An 18,346-nucleotide genomic window follows, 5' to 3' on the forward strand; every position below is an offset into this window, starting at 1 on the left:
AGGGAGTGCCTGTACGCCATGTCCTACCGCAACGACCCGTACGACCCGAAGCAGGTTGCCCTGCTCGACCCGGCCGCACTGGCCGAGGCTGTCGCCACCGCCGAGGTGGCGTTCGCCGCCGCCGCCAATCCGGATGAGCTGACCGCGCTGCGCCCGGCCCACCTCGGGGACCGGGCGCCGGCGTCGCTGGCCCGACGTGAGATCGGCGCGTTGCCGCCGGCCGCCAAGGCCGACGCCGGCAAGCGGGTCAACGAGGCCCGCCGGTCGATCGAGAGCGCCTACGCCGCGCGCGCGCAGGTACTGGAGCGGGAGCAGGCCGAGCGGATGCTGGTCGAGGAGCGGGTGGATGTCACCCTGCCGTCCGACCGGCGTCCGGTCGGGGCGCGCCACCCGGTCAGCACGTTGATGGAGCAGATCACCGACTTCTTCGTCGGAATGGGCTATGAGGTGGCTGAGGGCCCCGAGGTCGAGTTGGAGTGGACCAACTTCGACGCGCTCAACATCCTGCCGGACCATCCGGCGCGGGGGTTGATGGACACCTTCCACGTCGCGCCGGAGCACTCCGGCATGGTGCTGCGGACCCACACCTCCCCGGTGCAGGCGCGGACCATGCTGACCCGTACGCCGCCGATCCACGTGATCTGCCCGGGCCGGGTCTACCGGACCGACGAACTGGACGCCACCCACGCGCCGGTCTTCCACCAGGTCGAGGGCCTGGTGGTGGACCGTGGCATCACGATGGCGCACCTGCGTGGCACGCTGGACCACTTTGCTCGGGCGATGTTCGGGCCCCAGGCGCGAACCCGCTTCCGGCCGCACTACTTCCCGTTCACCGAGCCGTCGGCGGAGTTCGACGTGTGGTTCCCGGAGCACCGCAAGGGTGCGCAGTGGGTCGAGTGGGGTGGTTGCGGCATGGTGAACCCGCGGGTGTTGCGGGCCTGCGGCATCGACCCGGAGGTCTACTCCGGATTCGCCTTCGGCATGGGCATCGACCGTACGGTCATGTTCCGGCACGGCGTCGGCGACATGCGGGACCTGGTGGAGGGGGACGTCCGGTTCGCCCGGGCGTTCGGGTACGGCGCGTAGGCGCGGGCACGAGTTACGGAGACGGTGATCTGAGTCATGCGAGTTTCTGTCAGTTGGCTGCGTGAGTACGTTGACCTGCCGGCGCACCTGACCCCAGCCGACCTTGAGCAGTCCCTGGTCGGCCTCGGTCTCGAGGTGGAGTCCGTCGTGGACTTGGCCGCCACGGTCACCGGGCCGCTGGTCGTCGGCGAGGTGCGGGAGATTGAGGAGCTGACCGGCTTCAAGAAGCCGATCCGCTTCTGTCGGGTGGACGTCGGGGACGCCAACGGCACCGGCGAGTTGCAGGAGATCGTCTGCGGGGCGCGTAACTTCGCGGTCGGCGACCGGGTGGTGGTGATCCTCCCCGGCGGGGTGCTGCCCGGAGACTTCGCGATCGGGGCGCGCCGGACGTACGGGCGCGACTCCAAGGGAATGATCTGCTCGGTGAAGGAGCTGGGCCTGGGCGACGACCACGCCGGCATCATCGTGCTGCCCGATTCCAGCCCCGCCAAGCCGGGTGACGACGCCCGCCCTGTGGTGGGCCTCGACGACGTGGTGGTCGAGGTGGAGCTGACCCCGGACCGGGGTTATCAGATGTCGGTGCGGGGGATCGCCCGGGAGTTGTCGCACGCCTTCGGGGTGGCGTTCCGGGACCCGGGCCTCGCGTCCGCCCCAGCCGGCACCGAGGAGCCCGCGTACCCGGTGGAGGTGCGGGATCCGGTCGGCTGTGACCGGTTCGCGGCGCGGATGGTCCGCGGTGTCAACCCGGCCGCGCCGTCGCCGGCCTGGATGGTCCAGCGGCTCACCACCGCCGGTATCCGCAGCCTCTCGCTGCCGGTCGACATCACGAACTACGTGATGCTCGAGCTGGGCCAGCCGATGCACGCCTTCGACGCCGACCGGATCACCGGCTCGCTGGTGGTCCGCCGGGCGGTGGCGGGGGAGCGGTTGACCACCCTGGACGGGGTGGCGCGCACGCTGGTCGCCGAGGACATGGTGATCTGTGACGCCGGGCTGCCGAACCCGGACCCGGCTGCTGGCGCGGACGCCGGTGTCCCGATCTCGCTCGCCGCCGTGATGGGTGGGGAGAGCAGCGAGGTGGTCGCGGAGACCAACAACGTTTTGTTCGAGGCCGCGCACTGGGATCCGGTGATGGTGGGGCGCACGGCCCGCCGGCACCGGCTGTTCAGCGCGGCGGCCAAGCGGTGGGAGCGGGGTGTTGACCCGGCCCTGCCGTTGGTCGCCGTCGAGCGGGCGGTGCGGCTGCTGGTGGAGCATGGCGGCGGCGCGGCCGGTGCGGAGATCCTCGATATCGATCATGTGTCGGCGCCGACCCCGGTGGTCCTGCCGGCGGATCTTCCGTCGCGACGGGTCGGGGTGGCCTATTCGCCGGACCGGGTGGCTGCCCTGCTCACCGAGGTCGGCTGCACGGTCGTGACCGGCCCGGATCGGCTCGCCGCGGATCCGGGTGCGGTGGGCGTCGACGCCGGTGGCGCGGTGTCGTTCCTGGTTACTCCGCCGACCTGGCGGCCCGACCTGACCGACCCGGCCGACCTGGTCGAGGAGGTGGTTCGCCTCGACGGCTACGACCGGGTGCCGGCGGTGCTGCCGGTGGCCCCCGCCGGCCGGGGCCTGACCTGGCAGCAGCGGCGCCAGCGGGCGGTGGCCAGGATGCTCGCCGACCAGGGGTACGTGGAGGTGCTCTCGGCGCCGTTTGTGTCGGTCGAGCTGGCTGACCAGCTGGGCCTGCCGGCCGATGATGCCCGGCGGCGGGCGGTGCGGCTGGCTAACCCACTGTCGGAGGAGGAGCCGGCGCTGCGGACGATGCTGCTCGGCCCGCTGCTCGGGGTGCTCCGACGGAACCTGAGCCGAGGCCAGCGGGACCTTGCGCTGTACGAGATCGGAACGGTCTTCCATCCGCGGGCGGCGGCCGGTTCTCCGCCGGCGATGGGGGTGGAGCACCGGCCGTCGGACGCGGAGTTCGCCGCCGCCGACGCGGTATTGCCGGAGCAGCCGCGGCATGTCGCCGTGGTGCTCGCCGGTGAGGTCGAGCCGGGTGGCTGGTGGGGCGAGGGACGCCCGGCCGGCTGGGCGGATGCGGTCGCGGCGGCCCGGTCGGTGCTCGCCGCCGCCGGCATTCCCGCCGACCGGGTGGCCGTGCGAGCCGTGGAGCACGCCCCCTGGCACCCCGGGCGCTGTGCGTCTCTGGTGGTGGATGGCGTGGCAGTCGGGTACGCGGGGGAGCTGCATCCGGCGGTGATCGCCGAGCTGGAGCTGCCCCGCCGTACGGCCGCGATGGAGCTGGACCTGGACGCGGTTCCGGCGGCCCCGGTGCGGCAGGCCCCGGTGCTTTCGTCCTTCCCGCCCGCCCTGATCGATGTGGCGCTGGTGGTCGATGTCGACGTGCCGGTGGCCGAGGTGCAGGGGGCGCTGGTGGCGGGGGCCGGTGCGCTGTTGGAGTCGGTTCGGCTCTTCGACGTCTACGTCGGTGCGCAGCTCGGCGCGGGTCGTCGGTCGTTGGCGTACCAGCTGATCTTCCGGGCGCCGGACCGGACGTTGACGGTGGAGGAGGCGGTCGCGGCGCGGGACGCGGCGGTTGCCTGCGCCGCGGAGCGCTTCGGCGCTACTCTCCGCGGCGTGTGAGGGCGGATCTCGCCTCTTCCCGCTGTTTGGGGTTGTCCGTCGAAGGGCCCGCGTCGCGTATCGCGACGCGGGCCCTTCCGTGGGTGGCGGCCGGTGATCCAGAACACGGCCTCATCGCCATGCAATGCTTTGTATGATCATGCAGTCGCTGCTAACCTTCCCTGCATTGTCATACGGAGGTAGGTATGGGGATCCGAGTTGCGGTCGCTGGGGCGAGCGGTTACGCCGGGGGTGAACTGCTGCGCCTGATCGCCGGGCACCCGGAATTCGACCTGGTCGCCGCCACCGCGCACAGCCAGGCCGGCCACCGGCTGGACACCGTGCACCCGCAGCTGACCGGGCTGGATCTGGTGCTGGCCAAGACCGACCCGGCGGCCCTGGCCGATGCCGATCTGGTCTTCCTGGCGCTGCCGCACGGCGAGTCGGCGGCGCTGGCCGCCCAGCTGCCGCCGGAGGTGCGCGTGGTTGACCTCGGTGCTGATCACCGGCTGGCCGACCCGTACGCCTGGGCCAACTACTACGGCGGCACCCACGCCGGGCAGTGGACCTACGGTCTGCCTGAGCTACCGGGTCAGCGCGAGCGGATCGCCGCCGTGACCCGGGTGGCCAACCCCGGCTGCTACGCCAGCGCCATCATCCTGGCGCTCGCCCCGCTGATCGCCGCCGGTGCGGCCCAGCCCGCCGACGTGGTGGTGGTGGCCGCCTCCGGGACCTCGGGCGCCGGTCGCGCCGCCAAGGCGCACCTGCTCGCCAGCGAGGTCATGGGGGACCTGTCGCCGTACCGGGTCGGTGCGCACCAGCACGTTCCGGAGATCAAGCAGGCGACCGGGGCGACCAGCCTGTCGTTCACCCCGGTGTTGGCGCCGATGCCACGGGGGATCCTCGCGACCGTCACCGCCGTGCCCGTACGCGAGGTCGACCCGCAGGCGGTGCTCGCCGAGGCGTACGCGGACGCGCCCTTCGTACACGTGCTGCCCGAGGGGCGGTGGCCACACACCGCCGCGACACTCGGCTCCAACTCCTGCCACCTGCAGGCGACCGTTGACGTTGACGCCGGACGGCTGATCGTGGTCAGCGGCCTGGACAACCTCGGTCGGGGTGCGGCCGGCCAAGCGGTGCAGAACGCCAACATCATGCTCGGCCTGCCGGAGGCCACCGGCCTGTCCGTCTGGGGGGTCACCCCGTGAGCGTCACCACTCCCCGTGGATTCCGGGCGGCCGGGGTGTCCGCCGGGCTCAAGGAGGGCGGGGCGGCCGACGTTGCCCTGGTCGTCAACGACGGCCCGCATGCCGGGGCGGCCGGTGTCTTCACCGCCAACCGGGTGAAGGCCGCGCCGGTGCTCTGGACCCAGCAGGTCGTCGGGGGCGGTCTGGTCCGCGCCGCGATCCTCAACTCGGGCGGCGCCAACGCCTGCACCGGCCCCGGTGGCTTCCAGGACACCCACGCCACCGCCGAGCACACCGCGGCGGCACTGACCGCCGTCGCCCCCGGGCTGGACCTCGGCGCGGGCGAGGTGGCCGTCTGCTCCACCGGCCTGATCGGCGAGCGGCTGCCCATGGACCGGCTCCTGCCCGGGGTGGGTACGGCGGTCGAGGCGCTGAGCCAGGACGGGGGACCGGCCGCCGCCGAGGCCATCATGACCACCGACTCCCGGCCGAAGAACGCGGTCGGGCACGGTGCGGGCTTCACCGTCGGTGGGATGGCCAAGGGCGCGGGCATGCTCGCGCCGGCGATGGCCACGATGCTCAGCGTGCTCACCACCGACGCGGTCGCCGACCCGGAGACCCTGGACGCCGCGCTGCGGGCCGCCTGCCGGGTCACCTTCGACCGGGTCGACTCGGACGGGTGCATGTCCACCAACGACACGGTGCTGCTGCTGGCCAGCGGTGCGAGCGGCGTTGCGCCCACCGAGGCCGAGCTGACCGCCGTGGTCACCGCCGTCGCGCACGACCTCGCGCAGCAACTCGTCGCCGACGCCGAGGGCGCCACCAAGCAGATCACGATCGAGGTGGTCGGCGCGGCGAGCGAGGACGACGCCGTCGAGGTAGGCCGAAGCGTGGCCCGGAACAACCTGGTCAAGACCGCGCTGTTCGGCAACGACCCGAACTGGGGTCGCATCCTCGCCGCCGTCGGCACCACCGCTGCGGTGTTCGAGCCGGAGCGGGTCGATGTGGCCGTGAACGGGGTGTGGGTGTGCCGGGGCGGCGCCGCCGCCGAGGACCGGTCCAAGGTCGACCTCGGGGGCATGGACGTGACGATCTGCATCGACCTGGGGGCGGGCGCGGCCGCGGCGACGATCTGGACCAACGACCTGTCCCACGGGTACGTGCACGAGAACTCGGCGTACTCGTCGTGAGTACGGGGATCGCCGCGTGGCGCGGTACCGCGACCGGAGACGGAAGGCAGGTTCGGGCATGAGCTTCACCGCGGACCTCACCGGCGCCCAGGCCAAGGCCGCCACCCTGATCGAGGCGCTGCCGTGGCTGGCCCGGTTCGCCGGCTCGACCGTCGTGGTCAAGTACGGCGGCAACGCCATGACCGATCCGGAGCTGCGGCGGGCGTTCGCCGCGGACATGGTCTTTCTCCGTTACGCCGGCCTGAAGCCGGTCGTGGTGCACGGCGGCGGACCGCAGATCTCGGCGATGCTGGACCGCCTCGGCATCGACAGTGAGTTCCGGGGCGGGCTGCGGGTCACCACGCCCGAGGTGATGGACGTGGCCCGGATGGTGCTCCTGGGGCAGGTCGGCCGGGAACTGGTCGGGCTGATCAACGCGCATGGTCCGTTCGCGGTGGGGCTCTCCGGCGAGGACGGGGGTCTGTTCACCGCGGTCCGACGCCCGGCGTACGTCAACGGGCTGCCGGTCGACATCGGCCAGGTCGGCGATGTGGAGTCGGCGGACATCTCGGTGGTGACCGACCTGCTCGAGGCCGGCCGGATTCCGGTGCTCTCGACGGTGGCCCCGGATGCGGACGGCGTGCCGCACAACCTCAACGCGGACACCGCCGCGGCGGCGTTGGCGATCGCGCTGCGGGCGCGCAAGCTGGTCGTCCTGACCGATGTGCCGGGCCTGTACGCCAACTGGCCGGACCGGTCCAGCCTGATCGGTGAGGTCACCGCGAAGGAGCTGGAGAAGCTGCTGCCGTCCCTGGAGTCGGGGATGGTTCCCAAGATGGAGGCGTGCCTGCGGGCGGTGCGCGGGGGCGTACCCGCCGCGCACGTCGTGGACGGGCGGGTCGCGCACTCGACCCTGCTGGAGATCTTTACCTCGGAAGGCTTCGGAACCATGGTGATTCCCGAATGAGCCCGCTCCGCGACCGCTGGCAAGAGTCCATGATGGACAGCTATGGTACGCCGCCGCTGGCGCTGGTCGGCGGCGCCGGCGCCGTGGTGGTCGACGACACCGGCCGGGAGTACGTGGACCTGCTCGGCGGCATCGCCGTCAACACCCTCGGCCACGCCCACCCGGCGGTGGTCTCCGCCGTCTCCAAGCAGGTCGCCACGCTGGGGCACGTATCGAACCTGTACGCCGCCGAGCCGCCGGTGGCCCTAGCCGAGCTGCTGCTCGCCCTCGCCGGCCGACCGGGACGGGTCTTCTTCGCCAACTCGGGCGCCGAAGCGAACGAGACGGCGTTCAAGATCTCCCGGCTCACCGGGCGGACCGAGGTCGTCGCGACCCGGGGCGGCTTCCACGGCCGCACCATGGGGGCGCTGGCGCTCACCGGCCAGCCGGCCAAGGCCGACCCGTTCCGTCCGCTGCCCGCCACCGTCACCCACGTCGACTACGGCGACAGCGCCGCGCTGGCGGCGGCCGTCACCGACGCGACCGCGATGGTGATCCTGGAGCCGATCCAGGGGGAGAACGGCATCGTCGTACCGCCGGCCGGCTACCTCGCCGAGGCCCGCCGGATCACCGCCGAGCACGGCGCCCTGCTGGTGCTCGACGAGGTGCAGACCGGGATTGGCCGTACCGGGCACTGGTTCGCCCACCAGGCCGAGGGCATCGAACCGGACGTGGTGACGCTCGCCAAGGGCCTCGGCGGCGGCCTGCCGCTCGGCGCCTGCATCGCCTTCGGCCCCACAGCCGACCTGCTGCGCCCCGGCTCCCACGGCACCACCTTCGGGGGGAACCCGATCAGCTGCGCCGCCGGGCTGGCGGTGCTGTCCACGATCGCCGGCAGCGGGCTGCTCGACCACGTCGAGCGGGTCGGAGACCGGCTGCGCCGGGGTGTCCAGGCGCTCCACCATCCCCTGGTCGCCGAGGTACGGGGCGCCGGCCTGCTGCTCGGGATCGTGCTGACCGCGCCGGTCGCGGCGGTCGCCGTAGAGGCGCTGCGGGAGGCGGGCTTCCTGGCCAACGCGGTGCAGCCGGGTGTCATCCGGCTCGCCCCACCGCTGATTCTCACTGCCGACCAGGCCGACGCCTTCCTGGCCGCCCTGCCGGCGGCCCTCAACGCTGCCAGCCCGACCCCGGCCGGCCTCGACGCGACCCGCGTCGGGGCCGACTCGACCCCGGCGGGCCTCGACGCGACTCGCGCCGCCGCCGACTCGGCCTCGGGAACCGGGCACCGGTCAACGGGACCGGGCAACCCCAGCCCACCGGCCCAACCGGCCAGAATTTCGACTCCGACCACCCCAACCACGACGGAGGCCAGGGCATGATCCGGCACTTCCTGCGGGACGACGACCTCACCCCCGCCGAGCAGGCGACCGTGCTCGACCTGGCCGCCGGCATGAAGGCGGACCGCTTCGGGTACCGCCCCCTGGCCGGCCCGCGAGCCGTGGCGGTGCTCTTCGACAAGCCGAGCCTGCGGACCCGGATGTCCTTCGACGTCGGCATCGCCGAGCTGGGCGGACATTCGCTGGTGGTGGACAGCCAGGTGACCCACCTCGGCCGGGGCGAGACCCTCGCCGACGCCGGACGGGTGCTCTCCCGCTACGTGGCGGCGATCGTGCTGCGGACCCACGGGGACGAGCGGATCGCCGAGATCGCCGCGCACGCGACCGTGCCGGTGATCAACGCGCTCACCGACACGTACCACCCGTGCCAGCTCCTGGCCGACCTGCTCACCATCCGCGAGCACCTCGGCGGTACCGCCGGGCGGACGCTGACGTACCTGGGCGACACGGCGAACAACATGTGCCACTCGTACCTGCTGTCCGGCGCCGCCGCCGGCATGCACGTCCGGATCGCCGGGCCCGCCGGGTTCAGCCCGGACCCGGCGGTGCTGGCCCGGGCGGAGAAGATCGCCGCGGGCACCGGCGGGTCGGTACGTACCGGCACCGACCCGGTGGCGGCGGTCCGCGACGCCGACGCCATCGCCACCGACACCTGGACCTCGATGGGGCAGGAGTCCGACGGGCTGGACCGGGTCACCCCGTTCCGCCCTTACCAGGTCAACACCGCGCTGCTCGCACACGCCGCGCCGCACGCGATCGTGCTGCACTGCCTGCCCGCGCACCGCGGCGACGAGATCACCGACGAGGTGCTCGACGGCCCGCAGAGCGCCGTCTTCGACCAGGCGGAGAACCGGCTGCACGCCCAGAAGGCGCTGCTGACGTTCCTCCTCGGGACCACCCCGGACGCACCGGCATCGGTCAGCACCACCGGGCAGCGGGCATGAGCGCCCCGCTGACCCGCGCCGCCCGGCACGCCCGCATCGTCGAACTGATCCGCGACAAGGCGATCCACTCGCAGACCGAGCTGGGTGACCTGCTGGCGGGGGAGGGCATCCAGGCCACCCAGGCGACCCTCTCCCGCGACCTCAAGGAACTCGGCGCGGTCACCGTGCGCGGTGGCGACGGCCGCGGCGTCTACCTGATCCCGGAGGACGGCCAGCGGCCGTTGCGGGAGGCCGAGACCGCGCCGGCGCGTCTGGTGCGCCTGCTGCGCGAGCTACTCAACGGGGTGGACGCCAGCGGCAACATCGCCGTGCTCCGTACCCCACCGGGTGCGGCCCAGTACCTGGCCAGCGCGTTGGACCGCGCCGGCCTGCCCGAGGTCGTCGGCACGATCGCCGGCGACGACACCATCCTCGTCGTGGCCCGCGCGGCCGACGGCGGAGCCGCGCTCGGCGATCAACTCGCCGGCTGGGCCCGCCGCGAAGACAACGTTGAAAGGAGCATCACATCATGACTGAGCGGGTCGTACTGGCGTACTCCGGAGGGCTGGACACCTCCGTCGCGATCCCGTACCTGGCCGAGCAGACCGGCGCCGAGGTGATCGCCGTGGCGGTCGACGTCGGGCAGGGCGGTGAGGACCTGGAGGTGATCCGGCAGCGGGCGCTCGACTGCGGGGCCGCGGAGTCCGAGGTGGTCGACGCGCGCGACGAGTTCGCCGCCGAGTACTGCCTGCCCGCGGTCCGGACCAACTCCCTCTACCAGGGCCGGTACCCGCTGGTCTCGGCCCTGTCCCGGCCGCTGATCGTCAAGCACCTGGTGACCGCGGCCCGCAAGCACGGCGGCACCATCGTGTCGCACGGCTGCACCGGCAAGGGCAACGACCAGGTGCGCTTCGAGGTCGGCCTGGGCGCGCTCGCCCCAGACCTGCGGATCGTCGCGCCGGCCCGGGACTATGCCTGGACCCGGGACAAGGCGATCGCGTTCGCCGAGGAGAAGGGGCTGCCGATCGACGTGTCGACGAAGTCGCCCTACTCGATCGACCAGAACCTGTGGGGCCGGGCCGTCGAGACCGGCTTCCTGGAGGACATCTGGAACCCGCCGATCGAGGACCTGTACTCCTACACCGCAGACCCGGCCCAGCCGCGGGACGCAGACGAGGTCGTCATCACCTTCGACGCCGGCAACCCGGTCGCGATCGACGGGGAGACGGTCACCCCGTACCAGGCGATCGTGGAGCTGAACCGGCGTGCCGGCGCGCAGGGCGTCGGCCGGCTGGACATGGTCGAGGACCGGCTCGTCGGGATCAAGAGCCGCGAGGTGTACGAGGCGCCGGGCGCGATCGCGCTGATCACCGCACACCAGGAGCTGGAGGCGGTCACCGTCGAGCGTGACCTGGCCCGGTTCAAGCGGAGCGTGGACCAGCGCTGGGGCGAGCTGGTCTACGACGGCCTGTGGTTCTCCCCGCTGAAGGACGCGTTGGACGCCTTCGTCGACGACTCGCAGCAGCACGTCTCCGGCGAGGTACGGCTCACCCTGCACGCCGGCCGGGTCACCGCCACCGGCCGGCGGTCCGAGGCCAGCCTGTACGACTTCGGCATGGCCACCTACGACACCGGTGACACCTTCGACCAGTCCCTCGCCAAGGGGTTCGTGCAGCTCTGGGGCCTGCCCAGCAAGATGTCGGCGGAGCGGGACGCCCGGCTGGGTGGGGCGCAGTGAGCGCGGGCACCAACCGGACCAGCCTGTGGGGAGCCCGCTTCGCCGGCGGCCCGGCCGAGGCACTCGCCCGGCTGTCGGTGAGCGTGCAGTTCGACTGGCGGCTCGCCCCCTACGACCTCGCGGGGTCCCGGGCGCACGCCCGGGTCCTGGCCGGTGCCGGCCTGCTGGACGCCGAGGAGCTGGGGCAGATCCTGGCCGCCCTGGACGACCTGGAGGCCGCCTGCGTCGCCGGCACGTTCCGGCCCACCGTGGACGACGAGGACGTGCACACCGCCCTGGAGCGGGGGCTGCTGGAGCGGCTCGGCCGGCTCGGCGGCAAGCTGCGGGCCGGCCGCTCCCGCAACGACCAGGTCGCCACGGACCTGCGGCTCTACCTGCGGGACCACGCCCGGGGCGTGGCCGCGCGGCTGGTGGAGCTGGCCGAGGCGTTGGTCGAGCAGGCCGGGCGGCACGTGGACACCGCGACCCCGGGCATGACCCACCTGCAGCCCGCCCAGCCGGTCACCTTCGGGCACTGGCTACTCGCCCATGTGCAGCCGCTACTGCGTGACCTACAGCGGCTGCGCGACTGGGACCACCGCACCGCGATCAGTCCGCTCGGCGCCGGCGCGCTCGCCGGCTCCGGCCTGCCGCTGGACCCGGTGGCGGTCGCCCGGGAACTGGGCTTCCGTACGTCCTTCGCCAACTCGATGGACGCCGTCGCCGACCGCGACTTCGTCGCCGAGTTCCTCTTCACCACCGCGCTGGTCGGCGTGCACCTGTCCCGCCTCGGCGAGGAGGTGGTGCTGTGGACGTCGCCGGAGTTCGGTTGGGTGGAGCTGGATGACGCCTTCGCCACCGGCTCGTCGATCATGCCGCAGAAGAAGAACGCGGACATCGCCGAGTTGGCCCGAGGCAAGTCCGGCCGGCTCGTCGGGGGCCTGGTGGGCGTACTCACCATGCTCAAGGGCCTGCCGATGACCTACGACCGGGACATGCAGGAGGACAAGGAGCCCGCCTTCGACGCGGTGGACACGCTGGAGCTGCTCCTGCCGGCCCTCGCGGGGATGATCTCCACGATGACGGTACGGGCCGACCGGCTGGTCGCCGCCGCGCCGGAGGGCTTCTCGCTCGCCACCGAGGTGGCGGACTGGCTGGTCCGCCGCGGGGTGCCGTTCCGCGAGGCGCATGAGATCACCGGACGGTTGGTGGCGCTCTGCGTGGCCCGGGACTGCGCGCTCGACGAGGTCTCCGACGACGACCTCGTCGCGGTCAGCGAGCACCTCGACCCGTCGGTGCGGGACGTGCTGTCGGTCCAGAGCGCGCTCGCCGCCCGCACCACCCCGGGCTCCACCGGCCCGGGTCCGGTTGCCGAGCAGCTCGCCGCCGCCGCCGACCAGCTCGCCGGCTGGCGGGAGTGGGCCGCCGAGCAGGTCGTTCCCCGCTGACGCAGCGCACCGGAGGTGTGGGCCGCCCGCTCGGGCAGCCCACACCTGCCGGGGTAGCGTCGCGGCTGTGATGGCGTACCCCGAACCCGCAGCCGGCCTCGCGCAGCTGGCGGGCCTGCTCGCCGGGCCGGTCGTGCCGGCGGCGCGCGGTCTGCTCGGCGCCCGGCTCCGCGCCGGCGAGGTCACCCTCCGCATCACCGAGGTCGAGGCGTACGCGGGCACCGCCCAGGACCCGGCCTCGCACGCCCACCGAGGGCGCACTCCCCGCAACGCGGCGATGTTCGGCCCATCCGGGCACGTCTACGTCTACTTCACGTACGGCATGCACTGGGCCTTGAACGTGGTGACCGGCCCAGAGGGGGAGGCCTCGGCGGTGCTGGTGCGGGCGGGAGAAGTGATCGCCGGCCACGCCCAGGCCCGGTCCCGCCGTCAGACGGCGCGCTCTGACCGCGACCTCGCCCGGGGGCCGGCCCGGCTCTGCGCCGCACTGGGCGTTGACCGCTCGGCGTACGGGCAGTACCTGCTCGGCGACGGCCCGATCCGATTGCGTCCACCCCGCGAACCAGTGCCGGAAACTGCGGTAGCGGCCGGGCCACGGGTCGGCGTCACCGGGGCGCACGACGTGCCGTGGCGGTTCTGGGTCGCCGGTGATCCGACCGTTAGCACCTACCGCCGCCACGTCCCCCGGCGCCGCTCCGCTCGCCCCGGCGCCTGAGCAGCTTCGCCTGGTAGCGCCGCCGGAGGGCCGCATCGATCTGGGTTAGCAGCGGCTCGAGATCGCGCGTGTCGAGCCGCAGAACGGTGCGGGAGGTGGGCCGTTCGGGGCCTCGGGACCGCCGGATGGTCGATCGATCGGAGACATTGGGCCCGATAGCCTCCATGGGGTTGTGGAGCGAGGAGGTGACGTGATGTCGACCGTGATTCGAAAGGCTTCGCCACTGGCCAAGGCCTTCTGGTGGACCGCGGTGATCTGTACCTGCGGGCTTTGGGCCCTTGTCCGAGGGCGCCCACAGTAGCTGAAGCTTCTAGCGCAAAGGCCCAACTCCCTGCGAGTCGGGCCTTTGTGCTGCTGACCGTGGGTCAGTGTTGCTCGGGAAGCTGCGCGACGAATGCCTGCCACGCCTGGGGGTTGAAACGGAGGCTGCCACCATCTCGGTCCTTGGTGTCCCGTACGAACACGACGCTGGGAAGGTTGCTTGCCACCTCCACGCAAGATCCGCCGTTAGCGCCCGAGTAAGTCGACTTGTGCCACTTGGCACCTGTCATGTCCATGTCTGCGCCGCCTTCTTGATGACTTCGAGTGACTGTCTATGTGAGAGGCTTTCGCTTCGAACTACCTCCCAGACGCGCTGGAGAGTAGCAAGTCGATCCGGCTGGTTCACCACCCGTGCCTCGACCTGGTGGTCCAGGTGCGCCGCCACGCTCCCGTCCTCAATTGTCGCCAGGATGAACCCTCCCTGCAAACCGGGGTAGATGCCTGCCTCCTCGGGAACTACGAGGACCTGCACGTGCGGTAGCGCCGCGAGCTTGATCATGCGTTCGATTTGATCTTCCATTACCTCTGGCTGTCCGGCAATCTGCCGGCGTAAGACCATTACGTCCACGACCGCCACGAGGTGTGTAGGCGTACTGTTGGTTAAGGCGGATTGTCGCTCTAGCCGGGATGCGACTCGCTCCTCAACCTCGTCCGCCATCAGAAGGCCGTTACTCAACGTTGCTCGCGCGTACGCCTCCGTCTGGAGGATGCCGGGCACGTAAGCAGGCTCGTACCACCGCAGCAATGTCGCCTCGCGCTCGACCACCAGCCACTCACGTAGCCAGACGGGCGTAGCGTCACCTCGTACCAGCTCGTCCCATATGGTCACAAAGTGGTCACCCAGATCTAGCGCTTTATCCATATCGGCTAGGTATTCACGCGTTGGGGCTTTAGAGCCGGTCTCTATCGCGCTCACTTGGGAGTCCGACCGAAAAAGCCTCTCGCCTAGCTGCGCCTGGGTTAGCCCTGCTGCGGTGCGTCGCCGCCGTAGCTCGCGCAACAGGTACTCGGAGGGTGAAACAGCCACGGATTCCACGCCTTTCCACAATCCGAAAGATCAATTCCCTGCCGTGCTTCGAACGACTGCCGCTCTCCGCAATCGGGCGTGAGGTGTTCCGAGAGTAGTCGGTCAACGCCCATGGTGGAACCAGACGGCGCAAGCCGGTGGAGGTGTCCGAGCCCGCCGGAGGCGCTGTCGGACCGCTCCCATATCCAGCGGGTGTGGGAGCGGTCCATCAACATCCACTCACGTCCGGGAGTCTGCTTTGCCAGCCACAGTCGAACAGCCAGTTGGGAATACCAGGACCGCTCCCACTTATTCGATCAACCACAACGGAGCGAAGGATGCTGGGCCGGAAAAGGATGCAGGGCAGCTGCTGAGCGCCGGGACTCACGGTCGTGCCGTGGGTCGTGTGCGGGTGTACTACGCCTCGCACCCAGGTATCGATATCCTTGAGGCTGTGCTCGCCGGGCTGAGGAGGCTCTGATGGCCGACGACAACCCGCCCGCCGCCCGGCAGGCACATCCCGACCCGTACGGCTCGCCGCCGTTGCCCGACGGCGACCGGGTGCGGCCGAACACGCCGAGCACGCCCCCGTCGTCGGCCACCACCCGGCACCAGCTGATCGCGGCGCTCATCCTGGCGATCGTCGTGGCGGCCATCGTGCTGCGGGTGCTGCGATGACGACCAGCCCGAAGGTCCCCGGGCCGAATCCGGGCGGGCACGTCGCCGACCAGCCACACCTACCCATGCGCCCCCTGTGGGGTTGCGGCACCTGCCGGGCCGAGTGGCCCTGCCAGTCGGCTCGGGCCGCCCTCCTGATCGAGTACCGCGCAAACCTGGTCGCGCTGCGTGTTTATCTGAGCGCATTGATGGCCGAGGCGGATGCACAACTTTCGCAGGTCAGTAGAGCATCCGACCTCTATCGCCGCTTCCTCTCGTGGGTCGGCTGAGATTCACTAAACGGAATTGTCGAGGACTCTGGTCAAGCCACGGTGACCAAGCCGGCCTCGTAGGCGGCAATGACCAGTTGGACCCGATCTCTGGCGGCCAGCTTGCTGAGCAGGCGGGTGACGTAGGTCTTGACGGTTGCCAGGCTCAGCACAAGCTCGTCGGCGATTTCGGAGTTTGACCACCCTCGTCCCACCAGCGTGAGTACCTCCCGTTCCCGGTCGGTGAGCCGGGGGAGCTGCCGGCGGGTGGCCGCGGGCGCGGCATGGGTGTCGACGAAGTGCTTGATCAGGCGGCGGGTGACACTGGGAGCGATTTGGCCGTCGCCATGTGCGACCGTGCGGACGGCATCGAGGATGCCCTCCAGAGGCATGTCCTTGACCAGGAATCCGGCGGCACCCGCCCGCAACGCCCCGAACACGTGATCGTCCTCATCGAAGGTGGTCAGAACAAGTACCTGCGTCTCGGGGGCCAGTCTGGCGATCTGAACCGTGGCTTCGACGCCTCCCATCCCGGGCATCCGTAGATCCATCAGGACGACGTCCGGTCTCAGCTCGCGGGTGAGCCGGACCGCTTCCTCCCCCGTATCGGCCTCGCCGGCGATCGCCATGTCGTCAGCTTCCGCGATGAACATGCGCAACGCCGACCGGACGAGCGGCTGGTCGTCAACGACCAGAACCCTGATTGTCATGCGACCGGGAGCGGGAGGTGGGCTGCCACCCGGAAGCCGCCCTCCGGGCGTGGACCGGTGGTTATCCTGCCGTGCAGTATCTCGACTCGCTCCCGCATGCCGACCAACCCTAATCCGCTCCCGGGCTGTTGACTGCGACCGGAGCCATCGTCGACTACCTCGACGAACAACTCCGCCTTGCGGAAACTGATCAGGATTCGGCAAACATCGGTGTCGGCATGGCGAATCACGTTGGCGACGGCCTCCTGGACGATGCGGTAGGCGGCGGCGTCGACCTCCATCGGCAGCGTCTGGGGCTCGCCCTGTTGCCGCAGTTCGATGTCGATGCCCGCTGCCCGGGTGCTGGAGATGAGCCGGTCGAGGGTGGAGAGCGAGGGGAGCTCTGGGTGTCAGGGTCGGTGTCGCGCAGGGAGGAGAGGACCCGCCGCAGGCCCGCGAGAGTCTCCTGACCGACCTTCTCGATGCTGCCGACTGCTTCTTGGGCCGCTTCTGGTTGCGTTCGCATGACGCGGCCCGCTGCGCCTGCCTGCAGCGCGATAACCCCCAGGCTGTGCGCCACCATGTCGTGCAGGTCGCGGGCGATCCGAAGCCGTTCGGCGCTGATCGCCTCGGCGGTCGCCCGTTCGCGTGCGACAGCGGCCTGCGTTCGTGCTTGGCGGATCACCGTGCCGAGCAGGACGGCCGTGCAAACGGAGAGAGCCATGCCGGGCTCCGATGGGATGCCGCCCTCGCCGCCGAGCATCAAACGAGCCGTCAGATAGGTGGCGAGGAGGAGCAGGGCCAGGCCGGCCGCGGTCAGTGCCACCCGACGTCGGTGGTGGAGCGTGAGGACCACCAGAGCGATGTCGATCGGAAGGATCTGCGGCGACCCGATCTCCGGCTGCCGCCACACCAGGGTGGGTATCGCAACGCTCGCGAGCAGGAGCGTGAAGGCGGGCAGGGGCGTCTGTCGCAACCGGATGCCTCCGACCAGCGCGGCCGCTGCAGCCACCAGCAGAATCCCCTGGCTTGTGGTGGGGGAGAGAACGTCCGGTGCGAAGAGCCGCGACCAGCGCTGATCGGGCGGTTCGGTCAGGAACCAGATCCATGGGTAGACCGTCACCAACCAGCTGGTAAAGATCAGGAGGCTGCTGAGCCAGGACGATCCGAGCTCGTCGGAACGGAACCGGGTGGGGAGGAGACTCCGCGCCGCGTGCACGGCTCGAATCTAGTCGGGCGGATCGTCCGGACGCATCCGACCACGGTTGTACGACTGAGGATGACCTGAGGGCCGCAAAGTGTCAGCGTTGGCGGGACGCGCCGGGGCACGCCTATCAGGACGATGGTTTCCGTGATCGAAATGAAACCAGTACACGAGCTCAGTCCTCGGCCGACCTCCCCGGAGGAGGCGTTCCTGAGGGCTCGGGTAAGCTTCCGCGATCTTCTCGCTTCGGAATGGATTAAACTCTGGTCTTTGCGTTCGACTGCCTGGACGCTGCTGGTGAGTGCCTTCGCGATTCTTGGGTTCAACTGTTATTCGGCGTACGGCGACTTGGTGAATCTGGAAAACTTCTCAGCCGCCGCTCGCGCGGATTTCAGCAGATACGCGATGTTCGACGCCTTCACCGGGGTCTCCTGCATGGTTCTCATGCTGTCCGTCGGCATCATCGCCGCGAACGTCGTGGTCAGCGAGTACAGCACCGGGTTGATCCGCGCTACCTTCGTCGCGGTGCCGGCGCGGCACGGGGTGATGGCGGCGAAGTTGGCGGTCGTCGCCACGGTGTCGCTGAGCTACGGCCTGGTGGTCGTCGGTGGCTCCTTCTTCGTCACCCAGGCGATCCTCGACGGCAAGGGCGTGGGTCTGTCGATCACCGACCCGGGTGTACCGGAACGGCTGCTCGCCTCGGTGCTGATGGCGCCGCTGACCGCGCTGGTCGCCATGGTCATTGGTGTCCTGGTGCGGCACAGTATCGGGACGCTGACCACCTTCGTAGGTGCCTTCATGCTCCTGCCGCTCGCCCTCAGCGAACGGCTCTACGCCACGGCCGTGCTCGGCCACCTGACGCCCTACCGCGCGTGGGTGCGCATCGCCGATATCGAGTTCGGAAGCCGACCGTATCCGTGGACGACATCCGGCGCATGGACGGTCTACGCCGTCTGGGCGGCTCTCGCCACCATCCTCACGGTGGTTGTCGCACAGCGCCGGGACCACTGA

General features: G+C 70.8%; 17 protein-coding genes and 1 pseudogene. 14 read left to right on the plus strand and 4 right to left on the minus strand.

Features of this window, described 5'->3' with window-relative positions; translation table 11 throughout:
- Nucleotides 1-18: 18 nt before the first annotated feature.
- From pheS to SALPAC2_RS0102330, 11 genes are all read left to right on the plus strand, one after another.
- On the plus strand, nt 19-1,086 hold the full coding sequence (gene pheS / locus SALPAC2_RS0102280; RefSeq protein ID WP_018215011.1) for a phenylalanine--tRNA ligase subunit alpha: 1,068 nt from the start codon (nt 19-21) through the stop codon (nt 1,084-1,086).
- A 36-nt stretch (nt 1,087-1,122) separates the two neighbouring features.
- The gene (gene pheT / locus SALPAC2_RS0102285) at nt 1,123-3,708 is read left to right on the plus strand and encodes a phenylalanine--tRNA ligase subunit beta (RefSeq protein ID WP_018215012.1); all 2,586 of its coding nucleotides are present in this window, start codon (nt 1,123-1,125) and stop codon (nt 3,706-3,708) included.
- A gap of 185 nt (nt 3,709-3,893) precedes the next feature.
- Nucleotides 3,894-4,895: an N-acetyl-gamma-glutamyl-phosphate reductase gene (gene argC / locus SALPAC2_RS0102290; RefSeq protein WP_018215013.1), complete on the plus strand. Its 1,002-nt coding sequence runs from the start codon at nt 3,894-3,896 to the stop codon at nt 4,893-4,895.
- Entirely contained in the window at nt 4,892-6,064 is a 1,173-nt protein-coding gene (gene argJ / locus SALPAC2_RS0102295) for a bifunctional glutamate N-acetyltransferase/amino-acid acetyltransferase ArgJ (protein ID WP_018215014.1), read from the plus strand. The genes argC and argJ overlap by 4 nt, the downstream gene beginning before the upstream one ends.
- A 58-nt stretch (nt 6,065-6,122) precedes the next feature.
- Nucleotides 6,123-7,010, plus strand: a complete 888-nt coding sequence (gene argB / locus SALPAC2_RS0102300; protein ID WP_018215015.1) for an acetylglutamate kinase — start codon at nt 6,123-6,125, stop codon at nt 7,008-7,010.
- Nucleotides 7,007-8,368 carry an acetylornithine transaminase gene (locus tag SALPAC2_RS0102305; protein ID WP_018215016.1) on the plus strand — a complete coding sequence of 454 codons (1,362 nt, stop codon included), beginning with the start codon at nt 7,007-7,009 and terminating at the stop codon, nt 8,366-8,368. The genes argB and SALPAC2_RS0102305 overlap by 4 nt, the downstream gene beginning before the upstream one ends.
- Nucleotides 8,365-9,330: an ornithine carbamoyltransferase gene (gene argF / locus SALPAC2_RS0102310; RefSeq protein WP_018215017.1), complete on the plus strand. Its 966-nt coding sequence runs from the start codon at nt 8,365-8,367 to the stop codon at nt 9,328-9,330. Before SALPAC2_RS0102305 ends, argF begins: the two co-directional genes overlap by 4 nt.
- Nucleotides 9,327-9,842 carry an arginine repressor gene (locus SALPAC2_RS0102315; RefSeq protein WP_018215018.1) on the plus strand — a complete coding sequence of 172 codons (516 nt, stop codon included), beginning with the start codon at nt 9,327-9,329 and terminating at the stop codon, nt 9,840-9,842. Before argF ends, SALPAC2_RS0102315 begins: the two co-directional genes overlap by 4 nt.
- Nucleotides 9,839-11,047 carry an argininosuccinate synthase gene (locus tag SALPAC2_RS0102320; protein ID WP_018215019.1) on the plus strand — a complete coding sequence of 403 codons (1,209 nt, stop codon included), beginning with the start codon at nt 9,839-9,841 and terminating at the stop codon, nt 11,045-11,047. Before SALPAC2_RS0102315 ends, SALPAC2_RS0102320 begins: the two co-directional genes overlap by 4 nt.
- Nucleotides 11,044-12,474 carry an argininosuccinate lyase gene (gene argH, locus SALPAC2_RS0102325; protein WP_018215020.1) on the plus strand — a complete coding sequence of 477 codons (1,431 nt, stop codon included), beginning with the start codon at nt 11,044-11,046 and terminating at the stop codon, nt 12,472-12,474. The genes SALPAC2_RS0102320 and argH overlap by 4 nt, the downstream gene beginning before the upstream one ends.
- A 70-nt stretch (nt 12,475-12,544) precedes the next feature.
- A complete protein-coding gene (locus SALPAC2_RS0102330) occupies nt 12,545-13,189 on the plus strand; it encodes a DNA-3-methyladenine glycosylase (RefSeq protein WP_018215021.1) in 645 nt (214 codons plus the stop codon).
- Nucleotides 13,190-13,554: 365 nt separating this feature from the next.
- Here the strand turns inward: SALPAC2_RS0102330 and SALPAC2_RS0102335 are convergent, their stop codons facing one another.
- Together SALPAC2_RS0102335 and SALPAC2_RS0102340 are read right to left on the minus strand one after the other, a co-directional pair.
- Complete coding sequence (locus SALPAC2_RS0102335; RefSeq protein ID WP_050563070.1) at nt 13,555-13,740, minus strand: DUF397 domain-containing protein; 186 nt, start codon at nt 13,738-13,740, stop codon at nt 13,555-13,557.
- Nucleotides 13,737-14,546 carry a helix-turn-helix domain-containing protein gene (locus tag SALPAC2_RS0102340; protein ID WP_026184326.1) on the minus strand — a complete coding sequence of 270 codons (810 nt, stop codon included), beginning with the start codon at nt 14,544-14,546 and terminating at the stop codon, nt 13,737-13,739. Before SALPAC2_RS0102340 ends, SALPAC2_RS0102335 begins: the two co-directional genes overlap by 4 nt.
- 450 nt (nt 14,547-14,996) lie before the next feature.
- Between SALPAC2_RS0102340 and SALPAC2_RS0102345 the strand changes: the two genes are divergently transcribed.
- A complete protein-coding gene (locus tag SALPAC2_RS0102345) occupies nt 14,997-15,194 on the plus strand; it encodes a hypothetical protein (protein ID WP_018215024.1) in 198 nt (65 codons plus the stop codon).
- Nucleotides 15,191-15,463: a flavin reductase gene (locus SALPAC2_RS25645; RefSeq protein ID WP_080636854.1), complete on the plus strand. Its 273-nt coding sequence runs from the start codon at nt 15,191-15,193 to the stop codon at nt 15,461-15,463. The genes SALPAC2_RS0102345 and SALPAC2_RS25645 overlap by 4 nt, the downstream gene beginning before the upstream one ends.
- A 32-nt stretch (nt 15,464-15,495) precedes the next feature.
- On the opposite strand, the gene SALPAC2_RS0102355 is transcribed toward SALPAC2_RS25645, so the two are convergent.
- Entirely contained in the window at nt 15,496-16,152 is a 657-nt protein-coding gene (locus tag SALPAC2_RS0102355; protein ID WP_018215025.1) for a response regulator transcription factor, read from the minus strand.
- Nucleotides 16,149-17,350, minus strand: a pseudogene (locus tag SALPAC2_RS24285) (sensor histidine kinase). The gene SALPAC2_RS0102355 and the pseudogene SALPAC2_RS24285 overlap by 4 nt, the downstream one beginning before the upstream one ends.
- Nucleotides 17,351-17,605: 255 nt before the next feature.
- On the opposite strand from SALPAC2_RS24285, the gene SALPAC2_RS0102365 reads away from it, so the two are divergent.
- Complete coding sequence (locus tag SALPAC2_RS0102365) at nt 17,606-18,346, plus strand: ABC transporter permease (protein ID WP_223874041.1); 741 nt, start codon at nt 17,606-17,608, stop codon at nt 18,344-18,346.

The sequence above is a fragment of the Salinispora vitiensis genome (assembly GCF_000378825.1).
Classification (GTDB): domain Bacteria; phylum Actinomycetota; class Actinomycetes; order Mycobacteriales; family Micromonosporaceae; genus Micromonospora; species Micromonospora vitiensis.